Source organism: Mycobacterium sp. 134, from assembly GCF_048282715.1.
Classification (GTDB): domain Bacteria; phylum Actinomycetota; class Actinomycetes; order Mycobacteriales; family Mycobacteriaceae; genus Mycobacterium; species Mycobacterium septicum.
On the sequence record NZ_JBLVUN010000008.1, the window covers coordinates 1,177,578 to 1,194,734 of the forward strand.

The following is a 17,157-nucleotide window of genomic DNA, read 5'->3' on the forward strand; positions in this document are numbered from 1 at the left end:
CCGTATTTCCCGTCTCGCCAGGTCGACCGAGGTCAGTAGGCGCCCTCGCCGCGCACCACCGCGCGAACCGTCTTGGCGACGATGCTCACGTCGAGGCGTATCGAGCAGTTGTTGACGTAGGACACGTCGTGCCTGATCGACTCGGCGGGCGACAAGTTCGATCGGCCACTCACCTGCCATTGACCGGTTACGCCGGGCTTCACCAGCAGCCGGCGCCGCATGGTCGCGTCGTACGCATCGACCTCGCGCTGAACCTGCGGTCTGGGGCCGACAACGCTCATGGTGCCCCCCAGCACGTTGAAGAACTGCGGCAGTTCATCGAGGCTGTACTTGCGAATGAACGCTCCGACCGGAGTGACCCGCGGGTCTGACTTCACCTTGAAAAAGACCGGAGTGCTGTCTGTCGACGCGATCATCCCGGCAGTGTCACGGTCAGCTCCGGTGTGCATGCTTCGGAACTTGACCATCCGGAAAGGCACGCCGTTCAAACCGATCCGCTCGGAGATGTAGAAGACCGGACCCGGACTGGTCAGCTTGATGGCCGCGGCGATCACGGCCATCGCCGGTGCGGTGGCGGCGATGGCCACCGCGGCGAAGACGATGTCGAAGACCCTTTTCGACATCGAGCGGGCGCGGCGATAGCCCGGAGCCAGGATCTCGAGGATCAGCATGCGCGCGGAAGGGTCGGTCGCGTCGGGAGTCTCGATGGCGACGGCCAGGTCGACATCGGCACGCTCGAGATCTGTTGCCAGGTCACCCAACTCTTCGGGTCCGAGACGGTCGGTTGACGACGCGGCGACCAGCTGCGCCCCGGTCTTCCGTGCCGCCTCAAGGATGTAGCGCTCATCGCCGACCACCGGAACTTTCTGGTCACCGATTCCGATTTCCTGCCCGACGCGCCCGGGAGCCCCCGCGGTGCAGGCGCCGACGATCTCGAACCTGTCGCGTCGGTAGTACCGGATCGCGGTGGCCATGGCCTGCACGGCTTCGTGACCGCCGGCCAACAACACCGGGGTCCTGCCCCCGGAAGCGCCCTTGACCCGTTGCAGTAGGAGGTATCGAGCGCCGACGGTGCCGACGACTCCCAGCGGGATAGCGACGGCGAGATGCCGCAGGTCCATGCCATCGAAGTACAAGACCCCGTGCATGTGCGGGATGAAGTGCTGGACGATGTAGGCGGCGACCACGACGCCGAACAACGGCACCGTCACGCCGACGACCATCTGCAGTTCATGCACGTGGGTGCGCAGCACGTTCTCGGGCGCCACGTTCCGGATCGACAGTGCAGCAAACCAGGCCAGCGCGACCAAGACCAAGGTCAGCACATGCCGGTCACTCAGACTCATTACCTCTGGCAACCACTTCCGGACCACAAGCAGGGCGGCGATCGAGCTCAAAGAGATGATGACCAGGTCGGCCATCACCGTCCATCGGCGGTACAGCGATACCAACCTGCTCATGCGTGGACCGGCGTCCTGCCCAATTCTTTTGCTGGTGTCTTCGCTGGTGACAGTTCTCACTACCATCGGTGTATTCGACCCCGTTCGATACGTCCGTAGCCATAGCGGATGATTTACCTCGATGACCTGCAAAAATCCCGGTTCAATTCGCTTTCTGGTCGTGTTCTGTGTGCAGTGATAAACGGACCGAAGTGATATGGGTCACTGCATTCAATGGCGTTCGTCCTTGACGCAATATGCAATGACCGCGGACAAGGTGCTTCTTCAAGTTATGCCATCTGCTGTGCGCGGATGCAAACCCTGCCTCCGCGCCTCGGGTGTCGACCCGCCGCGGGTGTCGGCATCAAATCTGCAGGTAGAACACCTGTGATGAAGTCCCGCACGCTCGCTTCTCCGGTGTCGGCGATGGCAGGCGTGACCTGGCGGTATATCGGGTATGTATCGAGTTGCGGGGCCGGAATGCCGATCTGGGATCCGTTTCGGGCGAGAACTTCTGGCGGATGTTTCAGGTAACGTGACTTTCTGATCAGGCCGACGTCAGAGGGTTGGGCAGCATAAACCCTGAACCTGGGAGGGTCCGTACCGAACGCGACCCGGTACCGCATATAACGTTTGTATCTCGGTGATGAAATCAATTTCTCAGGAGAAACTTATTCGTTTGGCAAGACGCCCTGCGGAGGGCGGTAGCAATCGAGGCGCCCTCGTTCGCGGCGCCGTGGCCGGCTGCGGTACCTCGTCATCGTTGCCCGCGCGGGGCGAACGTAGGTCGTCGGCTCCGCCACCCGGTCTCCGTACCAGCGTCACCGGCCGGGTCCGGCTTGAGGTGCCAGGTAAGCGGTGTCGTCCAGCCGTCACACAGCAAAGGCTCAGATAGTGGTTTCCACCAGAGTGCACATGACCGGATCGGAGTGGTTCACCGCGCTGCCGGGAGGGCTGAATCGGTATTTCACCGATCTGTTCGCCGCGCTGCGCGCCCGAGACGACATCGATCTCTCAGCCGCCGCCTTCGGCGAGCCCCCGATCGGTGGTCGGTCCTGGGGAGCCGTGGGTGGTTCGACGTGGTCACGCGTGGCCGCCGCGTTCAGCGACCGGTCGGGGCTGCAACAGCCCGGCATCATCGATCGCCACTTCTGCTTGTACGGCCCGGCCGCCGTCGGTGGTGGTGGCCACCATCGCCTGGTCGTGCACTTCCACGGCCCGTGGGCAGCGGAGAGCAGGTTCGCCGGCGCCACCGAACTGCATGCCCGCGCCAAATTTCTGGTCGAGCGGATCCGATACGCCGGAGCGCAACGATTCGTCGTGCTGTCGAGCCACTTTCGCGACGTGCTCGTCGATGACTACCGGATCCCCGCAGACCGCATCGAGGTCATCCCGCCGGGTGTCGATCTCGACCGGTTCAATCCGTCGGTCGAGGCGGGCCCGCCCGGCGACCAGCGAATCGTGCTGTGTGTGCGGCGGCTCGAACACCGCATGGGAATTCATCGCCTCATCGAGGCCTGGCCGACCGTCGTGGCCGGCCACCCCGACGCTCGCCTCGTCATCGTGGGAACCGGCACTGCGGAGAACGAGCTTCGCCGGCAGGTGGTGTCGGCCGGGCTCGACCACAGCGTCGAATTCCTCGGTTGCATCGACGATTCGGCCTTGACCCGGTGGTACTCGCTCGCCGAGCTGACGGTCGTACCGACGATCACGTTGGAGGGCTTCGGCCTGATCGCCCTCGAGTCCTTGGCAGCGGGCCGACCGGCTGTGGTGACCGACTGCGGAGGCCTACCCGACGCAGTCCGGGGGCTGGACCCATCCCTGATCGTGCCCGCGGACAACACCGAAGCGCTTGCAGCACGTCTGGTCTCGGCACTCGACGGTGCCCTGCCCAGCCCGCTGAGCTGTCGTACGCACGCCGAGTCCTTCTCCTGGACCGCCGCGGCGCAGCGTCATCTCTCGTTGTATTCCGAGTTGGTCGCATGACCGAACAGCAGCCGATCCGGGCGGCCTTCGTCGCGCACACCGCAGCCCCGTCCGGGGCGGAGCTGGCGACGTTGCGACTGCTGACGGCATTGCGGGCATCGCAGGTGCCGGCGGCCGGCGGCGAGCCCGTGGTCCAACCGTCGGCCATCTTCACCGAAGACGGGCCCATGGCCGACAGGATGCGTGCGCGCGGCATTCCGACCTCAGTGCTGGCCAACGACTTTGACAGCCGCGGCATGACCATCCACGGCTCCGGGTGGTTCCGGCGCCTCGCCGGCGCCGCGACGCTGGTGCGCGTCGGCTGGTCGCTCGGGGCCACCGCGCGCGACCTCGGTGCGGACATCCTGGTGGCCGGCAGCACGAAGGCACTCATCATGTCGGCTGTGGCCGCCACCAGGGCTCGGATCCCGCTGATCTGGCATGTACACGACCGTGTCTCAGCCGAATACTTCGGCCGTGCACTGGCTTTCGTGATCAGACTGCTCGGTTGGATGGTGACGACGGGCTACATCGCCAACAGCCGGTCGACGGCAGGCACCCTGCTCAAGTGGCGTCGCCGGGCAGTGGTCGCCTATCCGGGTCTCGATTTCAGCCGGCCAATGGACGGGCAGCGGCAGCCTCAGCGACCCGGCCCGGACACCGTCATCGCCCTCGTCGGGCGGGTGACACCGTGGAAGGGTCAGGATGTGTTCCTCCGGGCATTGTCGGGGACGACGATTCGGCCGCGCGAGGTGTACCTGGTGGGCGGCACGTTCTTCGGTGAGGAACCGTTCCAGGAGGAAGTGGCGGGCCTGGCAAGGGAACTGGACCTTCCCGTGATCTTCACCGGGCATGTCGACGACCCCACCGAGATACTGTTCGACGCAGACATTCTGGTGCACTGCTCGGTGATCGCCGAACCCTTCGGGCAAGTGGTCGTGGAGGGGCTGCATGCGGGGTGCGCGGTGATCGCCACCCGACCCGGCGGCCCGGCCGAGACCGTCGAACCCGGCGTCAACGGCCTCCTCGTCGACGCCGGCGACACCGCCGGCCTGACCGCCGCGCTGGACCGGCTCATCGCCGATCCGCAGTTGCGAACCCGTCTGGCCGACGCCGGCCAGTTGCGGGCCCAGCAGTTCGACGTCGCCGATTCCGCACGAACCGTGGCGAGCTTCCTCTCGGACGTCCTGGCCGCGTGGAACCCGGCGAGGAGCCGGCACTGTGCATAGAGCCATTCGAGAGCGTGTCGAGCAGTACCCCCTGGCCCCGCGGCTGATGCGGCTGGCCAGGGATTTCGGCGCCGTCGTGTTCGGCAAGTACGGGCAGTACCTGACGACCTTGATCACGGTGCCGCTGCTGGCCCGAATCCTGGGTCCGGCGGGGATGGGCCTGCTGGCTGTCGGAATGGCGGCCTACTTCTTCGGCTCGATCCTTGTCGATCTCGGCATGACACCTTTTCTGGCCGCCCGGGTGCCGGAGTTGCGCGATGCCCCACAGAAACTCCAGCAGCTCCGTGCGGATTACCTGGCGCTGCGCCTGATCACCCTCACGGTGCTGGGGTTGGTATACACCGCGGGCTGGCTGGCCGGGGTGCCGCCACATGTCCACATGATCCTGCTCGGATTGTTCGCCGGCGGCCTCTGGTCCACCTCCGACGACTGGCTGCTCATCGGGCAGGGGCGCTTCGTCGCGTCGGCGCTGTATCAGGGCAGCGGCCGGATCGTCTATCTGGTGCTGCTGATCGCGCTGCTGCCGCATTCCCGCCACGCGACGACGGCGATGTGGTGTCTGCTGGTCTCCTCCATCCTGACCGTCGCCGGCACGTGGTGGGACAGCCACCGGCACTTCGGTCCCGTGATCCGGCCGCAGGCACCGGGCCAGATCCTGCGCACGAGCTGGCCGATCGTGACTTCCCGGGTGTTGACCACCGGATACGGGCAGGGCGCACCTGCGGTCTATTCGGGCCTGCTGGACGCCGTCTCTCTGGGGCTCTACTCGGCGGGTGACCGGCTGGTGCGGGCGATGCAGTCGCTGCTCGACATGATCGGCCTGGTCCTGTTGCCACGCATGGCACGCCGCGGCGGTCACGAACAGTTCTGGCGGCACGGCGTGCGGGGGCTGTGGGCCAGTGTCGCGGTGGCAGCGTTCGCCGCGACCGTCCTGTGGGTGTGTGCGGCGCCGATCGTTCACGTCATCTTCGGCAGCGAATTCGCGCCGGCCGTGAGCCTGCTGCGGGCCGAGCTGATCATCCTGCCGGCCAGCACGGTCAGCTCGTACATCAGCACCGCGCTGCTTCCCGTCCGGCAGGACACCCACGGCATTCTCGTCGCATCGATCGTTGGCACCGCCGCGTCGGCCGCAGGTCTGCTCACCGCCTCCTGGACCCACTCGGTGTGGGCCCTCATCGGCGGCACGATCGGCGCCGAATTCGGCGTCGCCTGCTGGTATCTGGCTCGGATGCGACACCTGGTCCGCCGGGAGCAGCGGCCCGTCCTGACAACAGAAGGGAGTGCCTGCGATGAAGATCCTGTACATCGGCGATGACTGGGTGGGCAGCAACGCGCGCTCACTGGCCGACGGATTCCGGCAAGCTGGGCACGACGTGGTCGTGATCGACACCACGCCGGTCACCCTGCCTCCGCGGCTCTCGCCGTCATGGGTCTACTCGAAGGCGGCAGGCAACCGCGCCCCGTGGCCGCTTGCCGATGCGCATCGGCAGATCGAAGCTGCGGCACTGGAATTCAAGCCCGACATGTTGTTCGCCTTCAAGGGGATTCATCTGGACCAGGAGCGGCTGCTCAGTGTCCCGGCACCGGTGCGCGTGCACTACAGCCCCGACGACGTCGGCAACCCGTACAACACCACGCCCGACTATCTGGCTCACGAGGCCGATTGGGACCTCGTCGTCACCACCAAACGGCACAACGTGCCCGAGTTGCAGGCCAGGGGCGCGCGCCGGGTGAAGTTCGTCCGCAGTGCCTATGACCCGGCGTGGCACCGTCCGTGCGCCAAACGCGGTGGGCGGCAATACCTCGTTGGGTTCGTCGGGGCCCAGCGCCCCGACCGTGCCGGGCTCATCACCCGACTCGGAAAGGAACATGGCCAGAAGCTGCTGGTTCGCGGACCGGGCTGGCGGCGTAGTCCGGCACTGCGGGCCACCGGTGCCACCGTCGGCGGCGCGGTCTACGGCGATCACTTCGCCGCAGCCGTGTCGTCGATCACCGCGAACCTGGTTCTGCTCAACTCCGACAACCGCGATACCCACACCTGCCGAACCTTCGAGATACCCGCGACCGGCGGCCTTTTCGTCGGCGAACGTACTGACGAGCACGCCGAGCTGCTCGCCGAGGGCGCCGAATGCCTGCTGTTCTCCGGTGAAGAGGAACTTCGCGACATTGTGCAGCGCTGTGCCAGGGACCCAGGGCAGGCCAAGCTGATCGCCGCGGCCGGACACCGGCGGGTGACCGGGGGAGCGCATCGGTATGTGGACCGGGCAAGGGAGATCGTCGATGATCTCTGAACCTGAAGTGACAGCTGACAAGCCGCGCGGGCGGACACGGGTCTGGGTGGCGATGGCGGTGGTCTGCGCGATGCTCGCGGGCCTGATCGGCCTCGGCTGGAAGGTGTACCAGCATCCGCAAACCGACCCCTTGCGCCATGCCGATGCCATCGTGGTTCTGGGCGGCACCCCATATGAGCGTTTCGACCTCGGGTTGGACCTGGCCCAGCAGGGATACGCCCCGTACCTGTTGATCTCGCAGTCGACCGGTGCCGACGACCGCAAGATGGACAAGTACTGCCAGGGACACTTCGACTTCACCGTGAAGTGCTTCATCCCCGACCCGTGGACCACCGAGGGCGAGGCGTACGAGATCCGCGCCGACGCAGACAAATACGGATGGCGGCACATCATCGTCATCACTTACACCCCCCATGTTTCGCGCGCTCGCTACATCGTCGGCAAGTGCTTCGACGGGGACATCACCATGGTCGCCAGCCCGGCGGATTCCGGGCTCACCTTCTGGTCGTGGATGTACATCCGCCAGTCGGGCGGCTACCTGAAGGCCCTCCTGACCCCTGGATGCTAGGAGAAATACCCATGTCATCACCGCGCGTGGCCATCGTCCACGAGCGCTTCACCGAGTTCGGCGGCTCCGAGCTCGTGGTCGCCGAGTTCATGAAGACCTGGTCCGATGCAGAGGTTTTCGTGCCGATCACCGAACCCGCATGCCGGCAGAAGGTGATGCACGCGGCAGGCCGGAGCGAGGCCGACACCGAAACATCCATTTCCGGGACGTGGCTCGACCGGATCTACTCCGCGACCCGACGAGCATCGCACGCTCCGCTGCTTCCCTTGATGCCGAAGGCCTTTCGCGGGTTGCCGCTGCGCGATGACGTCGACGTCGTCCTGGTCAGTCATCACGCCTTTGCGACCCAGGCGGCGCTGGCCACCGACGCCCCCGTTGTCGCCTACGTGCACAGCCCGGCCCGGTGGGCCTGGGACCGGACGTTCCGCGACCATGAAATGGCCAGCCGGGCCGGGCGGTTCGCCCTGTCGGCCCTCGGTGGTCTGGCACGACGAGGTGAACTTCGGGCAGCCCCGCGGTTGTCGTATGTGATCGCCAACTCGCAGGCCGTCGCGGCGCGGATCCGGGATTGGTGGGGCCTGCCGTCGAGCGTCGTCCATCCACCGGTGCGCACCGACCGCTTCACCCCCGAGCCGTCGGCACCCCGCGAGGACTTCTACCTGTTCGCCGGCCGGCTTGTGCCCTACAAGCGGCCGGACCTCGCCATCCGCGCTGCCCAACGCTCCGGAAATCGGCTGGTCATCTTGGGAGAGGGGCGATTTCGGGAGGAACTCGAGACTATCGCCGGGCCGGAGACCACCTTCCTGGGCGCCGCCTCCGATGAGGTTCTACAAGATATGTACCGCCGATGCCGGGCACTGTTGATGCCGGGCGTGGAAGACTTCGGGATCGTCCCGGTCGAGGCGATGGCCTGCGGCACACCGGTGCTGGCACTCGGTGTGGGAGGGGCGCTCGACACCGTGCTGCCCGGCGTGACGGGTGAACACATACCGCCGGGCCCCGATGCGGATGTCATCGACCGCTTTGCTTCGGTGATGAGCGATTTCGATCCTGCCGACTACCGCCCACACGTCATCGCCGACCACGCCGCGACGTTCTCGCCGGAGGCCTTCCGGGCCAGGATCGCCGACGCGGTGCTGGGTGTCACTGCCCGTGCCTGATCGCCTTCACCGGGGTCAGTTCACGAATTGCTCAAGGGACTCGCGGACAGCCGGAAGTGCTTTTGCTGCCTGATGTTCGATGAGGGCGGCTTCGGCGACGATGCCGACCCACAACTGCGCGCTCTCATAGGGATGCGGTCGTCCGAGTGCGGTGAAATCGGACTGGCACAGCTCGGCGTTGGCATGGTTGCGGTGCCTGATCTCGTCCGTTACCGCCGGCTCCGCGCGGGCTTCGAGCAGCAGGGCGCGCACACCACGATCGCGCAGGCAGCCGTCGAGCCAGGTGGTCGCGCCGGTGATGAGGCGGTCGCGGCCGGGCGGTAGGCCGGCGACGGCGGCTTGCAGCTGGGCGGCCAGGCGCTCGTGGAATTCACGATGCAGCGCAAGGAGATACGAGGCGCGGTCACCGAAGTGGTGAAAGAACGTGCCCTTGGCCACTCCCGCGTGCTTGACGATGAGGTCGATGCTCAAGCCGGTGAGGCCGGTCTGCTCGGCGAGTTGCAGGCCGGCGTCGATCAGCCCTTCGCGGGTTCTGGCCGCCGCCTCTTTGCGACGCCCCGGCGGGGCGGGTGGCGTCGAGGTCACGGGGTCACTCTAGTCGCGGGTCCGCCGGCGGCTGTGCGTGATGAGGGCTGGTTGTGTTCATCGGCGACTCCTTGAAAGGGGACTCTCGCAAGGCTATCGTTGACTGACCAGTCAGTCAACGAAGGGAACTGCGATGGTCGGCATGGTGGACACACCCGCGGGGAAGGTCGCCTACAGCGATACCGGGGACGGGCCGGTCGTCGTATTGCTGCATGCGACGTTGCATGACCGCCACGACTTCGACGCGATCGCGCCGAGCCTTTGTCGCGATCACCGCGTCATCGCGGTCGACTGGCCGGGTCACGGTGACTCACCGGCTCCGGCGCCGGACTACCGGCCGACGGCAGCTTCCTTCGCCGATGTGCTTGTCGACGTGGTCACCGCACTCGACCTGCCGCCCGCTGCCTTCATCGGAAACTCCGTCGGCGGTTTTGCCGCGGCCCGGTTGGCGATCACTGATCCGGACCGGGTTTCGCGGCTTGTGCTGGTCAATTCCGGCGGCTTCGTAGCCGGCCCGGCCAGTAACTTCTACGCGCGGTTACTGGGCAGGCCGGCAGTGATGAAACGGATACTGCCACGGTTCATTCCGAGCTACATGAAGGCGGCGAGTGACAACGACCGCGCCATCGAGGAGCGCGAGCTGACCCGCGCCCGTACCCGCGATGGCGTCGCGATCGCCGCGTCGATGTGGCGCAGTTTCGCGTCGCCCGAACACAACCTGCGCCCGCAGGCGGAACGCATCACCGTGCCGTGCCTGGTCGTCTGGGGATCAAAAGACACTGCCATCCCGATGAGGTTGGGCCGTGCCACCGCGGCCGCGATACCGGGTGCCAGGCTGGAATCCCTGCCCACCGGTCACGTGCCGTTCTCCTCAGACCCCGACGGATTCCTCGCGATCGTCGCGCCGTTCCTGGCCGATGTCAGTGAGCGTCAGCCGTGACGGTCAACCCTGCTGATCGGCATTCCAGGTGTTCGGCAGCAAGGGCATATTGATCGCGCCGCCGACAGATGACGGCGCCTTCTGCTCGACAAGTCCGGCCGCGCTCGTCGATGCGGGGTTTGTCCCGGCGAAACCCAATCGCGTGGTGCCCTGTGTGGACGATGTCACCTCGTGCTGTGAAGGGCCGGCCGGCGGTTCGGCAGGTTCGGGTTCGACGGTGAAGTTCATGTCCATGTATCGCGGTGCCGGGTTCTTGAGGCGTCCGCGTCGACGGCGCCGGGCCCGTGCGTGCGCACTTGTCGATGCTGCCACGGCGATCCCGGCTGCCGGTACCCGTGCCTGGGAGCCGTCTTTGGCAGTCGGGCTGAAACCCTTCCCGGGCGGCTCATCCGGGGTGGTGAGCACCGCGTAGGGCAGGGCTGCCGCGGGTGCGGTCGGCACCGCGGCCGATGCCGTCGCAGGTGCCGAGGACGGTGCCGCGGGAGCGGAACCGACTGCGGAAGAAGAGATTCCGGCGAGTGGCAGCGACTGATGCCGGTCATCCGAGCGCAGCGGCGGACCACCGGGTTGTTCTTGGTGTTCGGGTTGATCGACCGCGGGCGCATCGGTGCCGACGGGCAGGGCGAATCCTATTGACGCCAAGCCCAAACCGAGCCCGGCACCCCAGAGCGGACTCGTCAGGGCCAGGTAGATCGGAACATTCAAGGATTCGTAGGCGGCAAAGAGGCCGCCGTTGACGAGCAGGGCGAGAAGGGATTCCGGCGTTGGGTTGGTGATGAAATCCTGCAGGGCCTTGATCGCTTCCCCCAGGAAGGGAAAGCCGTCGATCGCACCGGTGTCGCCGTCGCTGCTGTCGAGAGCAGACCCTGACTCGGCGGCCGACGCCTGGGCGGCGAGGGCGGTCACGTTCGCCCCGCCGGCTACGCCGCCCGGGGCCAGGATCGCGGGTGCCGCCTCAGTGGTGGGTACCGCATCGAGTGCGACGGCCGATTGGGCCTGGTACAGGCCCATGGTGGTGGCGGCCTGGATCCACATGCGCACGTAGTCGGCTTCGTTGAGCGCGATCGGAATGGTGTTGATCCCAAAGAAATTCGTCCCCACCAGCGCTGCATGCGTGACGTGGTTGGCCGCCAGCTCGGCCGGCGGGGGCATCTCCGCAAGGGCACTGGTGTACGCGGCGGCGGCCGCCTCGTGTTGTGCGGCAGCAGCCGCTCCGTTCGCGCTGGCCTGCGCTAGCCACGCCAGATAGGGTACGTGGGCCGCGAGGTAGCGCTCCGCGCTGGGACCTTCCCAACCTCCGGCCTGCAGGTTGGCCAGCACGGCGGCGAGTTCTGTTGCGGCCTCCGCATACTCGCTGCTCAGCGCCTCCCAGGCGCCGGCAGCGGCGAGCAAGGCGCCCGGCCCGGGCCCGCTGCTCAGCAGCGTCGAATGCACTTCGGGCGGCAACGCCATCCAGATGGGCGTCACCGCCGATCCCGCTCTTCGTGCATGTCGGCCACCACCTCGTTCAATGGCTTGCCGGGTAGCGCTGCCGAGGCCACGCCGCGCACCACGGTGGTGATCAACAGCGTGAAGTACTCGTCGTCGGTGAGTACCCATCGACGTTCGTAGGCGGATCCGAGATCGCCCAATCCGGCCAGCACCTGGTGGGCGGCTTGGTGCTCGGACAGGAAGGCGGCGTCGTCATTGACGGCGTTGCGCTGTTCGTCGGCGGCGACGAGGCTGAGCGTCAGCCTGGCGATCGCCCCCAGGATCGTCACGGCGGCGTCCGTCGAGTGGCCGCGTCGTACGAGCGCGGCCACCTGATCGCTGATCAGTCGCGCGCTGCTTTCGCCACGCGGGAACAGCACCAGCATGTAGGAGGCCAGGCCCGGATGGTCGGCGACGAATCTGCGTAACTGGACCGCGAACGACACCAGGAAGGCGGCCGCGTCGTGCTGGGGGTCGTCGACGACACGCAGATTGTCCAACAACCGCTCGCCGACGAGTCGCTCAAGCTCCCAGCGCCCCTCGACGTGGCGGTACAGCGCTGCGGTGGACACGCCGAGTGCACTGGCCACCGCGCTGATCCGAAGCTGGTTCATCCCGAGTTCGCAGCCGGCGCGCACGATGTCTTCCCGGGTGATCAAGCTGGGCCGGCCTACCGGCCGCGAGGATCCTGGCACGCGTAACTCCTGTTCACGCATTTGTGATGGTGCTTCACTAATTAGGCGTGAGGTTAGCCGACCAGGGCTGGGCGTGGGGAGCTACGAATTGCCCGAGGGGCGGGCTAGTGGTCTCTTCAGAAGCGGGTGGCGGCCAGACGCGCGATCTCGTCGGCGATGACCTGGGGTTCGGTGAGCGGAATGGTGTGTCCCGAGTGTTGGGCGATGACGTGTCGACCGTCGGTCGATTGCGCTGCGCGGTGGCTGTGTGCTGCGTTCGCTTGAGCCCGGACCTCCCCGCCCATGCCGTCACTGGCCAGCGCCAGGCCGCCGGAGATCACCGTCACCGGTAGGTCCCCGGTATCCGGCGGTGCGCTCTTCCACGCTTCTACCTCGTCGAGGTAGGTGCTGGCCTGGCGTCGGTGCGTCTCCAATACCCCAGGGGTGAACGCTTCGCGGCGCAAGTCATCGCGAACGTCGTCGGCGGGTGCAGCCGCCAGCAACGAGCCATACAGAAGGCGGAGCAGGCCGAGCCGGGCGAGGACCTTGCCGACGCGCACGGCTACCCGCTCGTTGCGGCGGAACTTCGCACTGAAGATCACCTCGGCCGCTTCGTCGATCGGGTCCACCAGAACGAGTCCGGCGACCAGGGCCGGTCGCCGCGACGCGGCGAGCCGGACGATGGGGCCGCCCCCGCTGTGGCCGACGAGGATGAACGGGCCGGGGCCGAAATGGTCGATCAGATCGACGAGATCGTCGGCCATCCGGTCGAGCGTGCGGCCCACGGGGTCGCGTTCCGAGCGGCCGAGGCCGGCGCGGTCGTAGACGATCGTGCGGGCGACGGGCGCGACCAGCAGCTGCACCCCGGCCCAATAGGAGCGTGTTGAGCCGGCTCCGCCCTCGAATATCACTGCGGCAGAGGAACTATCAGATCCAGGGCCGGGCAGCACCTGCGCGTACAGGCGACGGTTGTCGCGTGTGGGCACCCAGACCGCGACACCCTGGGTGTGTGCCGCCGTAGTCTCAGCGGCCATGGCCGAGCCGAAACAGGTTGAGCTTGTAGCCGTTGACGACGGCCGGGACGAGCCTGGCCGCCAGCGGCATGCCGTACCGATAGCGCATCGGCCATTTCTTGCCCACCTCGGGCTGCGGCTGAGCGAACGTGCGGGTTTCGATCAGTCGCATTCCCCAGTCCTGCAGCTCGTGTGGGTCCTCGCAGACCCACTGCATCCGAGCGGCCACCGATCTCATCACCCCGTTGCGATCTTGGTTTCGCATCATCATCGCGCCACCGGTGTCGAAGGTGATCTGCGAACCCGCGAAACGGTCGGTGAGTTGGGTGATCACCGTGCGCACCTGCTCTTCGGTCAGGTAGACGAGAACCGCTTCGCTGATGAACAGGTAGGGGGGTGGCGAGGCGGCCACCTCGTCGAACCAATCGGTGCCCAGGATCGAACCCGCAAGCATGGTGTAGCGGTCCTGGTTGCTGAAGAACCGTTGCCGCAAGGCAATCGAGTCCGGCAGGTCGATGTCGAACCAGTGCAGCTCCCCGTTGTCGAGCCGGTCGAACCGGGTGTTCAATCCGGTCCCGAGTTCGACAACCGTGCCGGCGGGGTGGGCGTCGAGGAATCGTTGCACCCAGCCGTCGAAGATCGCGGTTCGAAGGACCGACCCGGGCAGGGACATCCCTTTGAACCGGGTGAAGTCGTACTCGATGGCGTTGACGAGCTCGACCGCGCGCCTGTCGTCGAGTATGGGGTGGCGTGACGTGGCGTCATTCGCCCTGCCGAACAGCGGGATGAGCAGAGTCTCCTGCACGGTGCCGAGGTCCGGCTCGATCTTGCCCATGTTAGTTAGGTTACCCTAACTAGATTCGTAGCGGCGGGCCCCGAATTCACCTCCGGGACGCGGGCCGTCAGTTACCGCGCCCCGAACACATCGGAGGTGGACACTTCGGCCCCTTCGGTGACGCGGGTTCCGAACGTGGCGCGGGAGCTTGCCGCGGGGCCGGGGCCTCGCGGGCCGGCGGCTCCTGGCGAGCGGGCGCCTCCCGAGGAGGTCGTTGCCGGGCGGGCGCTTCTTGCGGAGGCGCCTGCTGGGCAGGCTCTTGCCATACGGGGGCCTGGCGCTCAGGGGCCTGGTACCTGGGAGCCGGGGCCTCCTTGGGGGCCGGGGCCTCGCGCTCCGGCGTGGGTTCCTGCCACACCGGCGCCGCGGGCTCGGGGGCCTGAGTCTTGGGAGCCGGCGCCGCGGACTCGGGAACCTGGGCCTTGGGGGCCGGATCACGCTGCAGCGGAGGCTCTTCCGGCGCATTTCGCTGCCGAGGAGGCTCCTGTTGTCTCGGTGCCTCTGGGGCTGCGGGCGCTTCTTGTGCCGGTGCCTGCGGATCAGGCGCGGTCTGGCGCGGCGCCGGGGCCTCGTGGGGGCGATCGAGTGCGGGGTCGGGTGAGCTCGCCGGTCCCGGTTGGTCTGGCGACGCTGCGCCGGGGTTCGGCCGGTCAGCGCGCGGCGGTGTCGCCGGTAGCCGCGGGGAAGGATCCAGGCCCGCCTCCGGTGCCGGTGCAGTCTCCGGCTTGTCGCGCGGCTTGTCGACAGCCGGCGGTGTGTAGGCGGGCACCGGGTCGAGTTTGGGCGCCCTGAACCCGGGTGACACCTTTGACGGCGCAGTTGCCGGCTCCGGTGCGGTCAATGCCGGTGGTGGAGCTGATGCCTCGTGGCTCGTGGTGACTGTGTCGGATTGCTTGCGTAGCGCCGACTCCAGCGGCGGGCCGGTGAGGGGGTGGGGCCGCGGGGTGAGGTCCTTGGCGAAGCTACGTGCGGACTTGTCTGCGAGAGCCTTCATCAGCGGCCCGGAGGCGCGGGTCGCCTTGTCGTTGGAGATGAACTGTGTCAGTGAGGCATTCAGGTTCACCACGGGGGACGAGACGTGGATGTCGACCGTGGTGCGCACCGGTGCCGCCGGCGGCGCCCAATCGCGGTTGCGCGGATTGCGCCAATCCCGGTTCCGGTTCCAATCCTGGTACCGATCCGGGTTGAAGCCGTGGGCTCTGTCCCACTGCGTGCGCCGGTACACCGGATCGTGGACATGGAACTTCCATTGGTAGTACTGGTGGTACGGGTGGTGGCGGTCGTACCAGTCCTGCCTGCGTGGGTCACCCGGGCGATCGCGACGCTGACCCCATTCATTGCAGCCGTTGCGGTCCCAGCCATGGCGGTCGTAGCCCGCCCAGTTGTAGCCGGCCCAGTTGTAGCCCCAGCGGTCGTATCCCCACCGGTCGTAGCCCCAGCGGTCATATCCCCACCGGTCGAAGCCGATGAAGTCGTAGCCGTATTGGTTGTATCCGCTGAGGTCGTAGTTGTACCAACCGCCTGGGTTATAGCCGTAGAGCTGGCCCCAGGACGGGTCGTAGTAGCCCAGGTTGTTCAGGTTGGGCGTCACCGGGGGATCGATGGGCTGCGGCCAATCGGCCAGCGGGGAATCTGGAACACCGGGCGGGGCCGGGACGTAGTCGTCGGGCGCGCCGTATCCCCACGTGGGCGCGGTCGCGCTGGTCAGTGCCACAGCGTCCTGCTGCGGGTCGGTAGGGTCGGCGGCCGGTGGCGCCGGAGGCGGGGCGGGCAGTGGCGCGAGTTGTAGCACCGTATCGGGTGTGTACTGCAGAAGTTGTTGTGTCAGTTGGAGATAGAGATTCTGCAGACTGGTTCGCTCAGGTGACGGCGACAGGTAGTCCAGGTCCTGCTTGGCTTGATTGAGCGCGGTGCGGGCGTCGGTCAGCTGATCGGGTGTGGGCTGCTGCCCGCTCCCGAGGATGTCTTGTGCCTTCTTCAGGTCGTCGACCACAGCGGTCAAGGCAACGTCTTGCGCGTGCTCGGGGAAGATCGCCTTTTGCGCGCCCCACAAGGTGCCTCCCGGCGAGGTCGTATACGTCGCACCGAGCAGTCCGGCGACGAGTAGCACTACCAATCCGCCGGCGATGGCAGTCTTGCCTCGGCGTGACCGGGGGATGAACCTGCGTCGCCGGGGCAGCGGCTCGGCGGGTTGTAGCGACCTCAGGTCGACGGGTGGGGGGATGAGTGCAGTCATGTCGACCTCCTTGATGACGACCAGTGACCTGGTCACATCACTCCCGACCGCGTGATTTCCAGATGCTCGGGCGTCGATGATCGACGCCCGCTATGTATGCCTAAGCAATATTAAGCATAACTAAATTCCAAACGGAGGCACCATGGCCTCCAGCGCCCCAGGGGGAATTCTCATCAACCCATAGCTGTCGCACAGGGATTCACAGGCAGGCGGTGTTTCCGGCTATTGCTCGCCGGTCTCCACGACCGCCTTGATCCGTTCGAGGGTCTTGCGCATGTCGCGGACGTTGCGGCGGGTGCGGAGTTGCCCGCCGAGGAGTGAGAACACGGAGGCGAAGGCGCCCGGTGTCATCCGGAACGATTCGGTGACGTCGGTCTCGGAGCCGGCCGGCTCCAGGCGGTAGTGCCAGTTGTTGACCGCCCGGCCGCCCGCCAGAACGGCGAAGCCGAACTCACGCCCGGGATCGCAGGCTGTCACCTCGCAGGTCGTCCAGTAGATGGGCCCGATCTCGTTGCGCTTGACGTGTCCGCGGAACCGCGCGCCCAAGGCGGGGCCGGTGGCGCCGCGGAGCCACTCGGCTTCCATCACCTCCGGCGAGAACTTCCCGGTGTTGCGCACATCGGCGATCAGGTTCCAGATACGGTCCGCCGGCGCGGACATGCGCACGGTCACCGAGCCTTCCATGGACATGGCGTACGCCTCCTCAGGGCAATGGCGCCAACGTAACACCCGCGTGGACAAGGGACTACGGA

15 protein-coding genes are annotated in these 17,157 nt (G+C 66.8%); 7 read left to right on the plus strand and 8 right to left on the minus strand.

Annotation, left to right across the window (positions count from 1 at the left end; genetic code table 11):
* Positions 1–32: 32 nt before the first annotated feature.
* Complete coding sequence (locus ACNQVK_RS10390) at positions 33–1,460, minus strand: exopolysaccharide biosynthesis polyprenyl glycosylphosphotransferase (protein ID WP_418029451.1); 1,428 nt, start codon at positions 1,458–1,460, stop codon at positions 33–35.
* Positions 1,461–2,354: 894 nt separating this feature from the next.
* On the opposite strand from ACNQVK_RS10390, the gene ACNQVK_RS10395 reads away from it, so the two are divergent.
* The 6 genes from ACNQVK_RS10395 to ACNQVK_RS10420 are packed head-to-tail and all read left to right on the plus strand — an operon-like array spanning position 2,355 to position 8,652.
* Positions 2,355–3,425: a glycosyltransferase family 4 protein gene (locus ACNQVK_RS10395; RefSeq protein ID WP_418029452.1), complete on the plus strand. Its 1,071-nt coding sequence runs from the start codon at positions 2,355–2,357 to the stop codon at positions 3,423–3,425.
* Entirely contained in the window at positions 3,422–4,633 is a 1,212-nt protein-coding gene (locus ACNQVK_RS10400; protein ID WP_418029453.1) for a glycosyltransferase family 4 protein, read from the plus strand. The genes ACNQVK_RS10395 and ACNQVK_RS10400 overlap by 4 nt, the downstream gene beginning before the upstream one ends.
* 46 nt (positions 4,634–4,679) lie before the next feature.
* Complete coding sequence (locus tag ACNQVK_RS10405; RefSeq protein ID WP_418034090.1) at positions 4,680–5,948, plus strand: lipopolysaccharide biosynthesis protein; 1,269 nt, start codon at positions 4,680–4,682, stop codon at positions 5,946–5,948.
* Positions 5,923–6,924, plus strand: a complete 1,002-nt coding sequence (locus tag ACNQVK_RS10410) for a CgeB family protein (protein WP_418029454.1) — start codon at positions 5,923–5,925, stop codon at positions 6,922–6,924. The genes ACNQVK_RS10405 and ACNQVK_RS10410 overlap by 26 nt, the downstream gene beginning before the upstream one ends.
* The gene (locus ACNQVK_RS10415) at positions 6,914–7,492 is read left to right on the plus strand and encodes a YdcF family protein (RefSeq protein WP_418029455.1); all 579 of its coding nucleotides are present in this window, start codon (positions 6,914–6,916) and stop codon (positions 7,490–7,492) included. The genes ACNQVK_RS10410 and ACNQVK_RS10415 overlap by 11 nt, the downstream gene beginning before the upstream one ends.
* 11 nt (positions 7,493–7,503) lie before the next feature.
* Positions 7,504–8,652 carry a glycosyltransferase gene (locus tag ACNQVK_RS10420; RefSeq protein WP_418029456.1) on the plus strand — a complete coding sequence of 383 codons (1,149 nt, stop codon included), beginning with the start codon at positions 7,504–7,506 and terminating at the stop codon, positions 8,650–8,652.
* A 15-nt stretch (positions 8,653–8,667) separates the two neighbouring features.
* Here ACNQVK_RS10420 and ACNQVK_RS10425 read toward each other — a convergent pair whose 3' ends face one another.
* Entirely contained in the window at positions 8,668–9,237 is a 570-nt protein-coding gene (locus tag ACNQVK_RS10425; protein WP_418029457.1) for a TetR/AcrR family transcriptional regulator, read from the minus strand.
* 142 nt (positions 9,238–9,379) lie between these two features.
* Here ACNQVK_RS10425 and ACNQVK_RS10430 point away from each other — a divergent pair, with 142 nt between their 5' ends.
* Complete coding sequence (locus tag ACNQVK_RS10430; protein WP_418029458.1) at positions 9,380–10,177, plus strand: alpha/beta fold hydrolase; 798 nt, start codon at positions 9,380–9,382, stop codon at positions 10,175–10,177.
* Positions 10,178–10,180: 3 nt separating this feature from the next.
* Here the strand turns inward: ACNQVK_RS10430 and ACNQVK_RS10435 are convergent, their stop codons facing one another.
* From ACNQVK_RS10435 to ACNQVK_RS10460, 6 genes are all read right to left on the minus strand, one after another.
* Positions 10,181–11,629, minus strand: coding sequence for a PPE family protein (locus tag ACNQVK_RS10435; protein ID WP_418034092.1), 1,449 nt, complete (start codon positions 11,627–11,629; stop codon positions 10,181–10,183).
* 11 nt (positions 11,630–11,640) lie between these two features.
* Entirely contained in the window at positions 11,641–12,342 is a 702-nt protein-coding gene (locus ACNQVK_RS10440; protein WP_418029459.1) for a TetR/AcrR family transcriptional regulator, read from the minus strand.
* A 116-nt stretch (positions 12,343–12,458) separates the two neighbouring features.
* Complete coding sequence (locus ACNQVK_RS10445) at positions 12,459–13,355, minus strand: alpha/beta fold hydrolase (protein WP_418029460.1); 897 nt, start codon at positions 13,353–13,355, stop codon at positions 12,459–12,461.
* Positions 13,345–14,169, minus strand: coding sequence for a class I SAM-dependent methyltransferase (locus tag ACNQVK_RS10450; protein WP_418029461.1), 825 nt, complete (start codon positions 14,167–14,169; stop codon positions 13,345–13,347). Before ACNQVK_RS10450 ends, ACNQVK_RS10445 begins: the two co-directional genes overlap by 11 nt.
* Positions 14,170–14,236: 67 nt before the next feature.
* Positions 14,237–16,405, minus strand: a complete 2,169-nt coding sequence (locus tag ACNQVK_RS10455; protein ID WP_418029462.1) for a hypothetical protein — start codon at positions 16,403–16,405, stop codon at positions 14,237–14,239.
* Positions 16,406–16,627: 222 nt separating this feature from the next.
* Positions 16,628–17,089 carry an SRPBCC family protein gene (locus ACNQVK_RS10460; protein ID WP_418034094.1) on the minus strand — a complete coding sequence of 154 codons (462 nt, stop codon included), beginning with the start codon at positions 17,087–17,089 and terminating at the stop codon, positions 16,628–16,630.
* Positions 17,090–17,157: the final 68 nt, after the last annotated feature.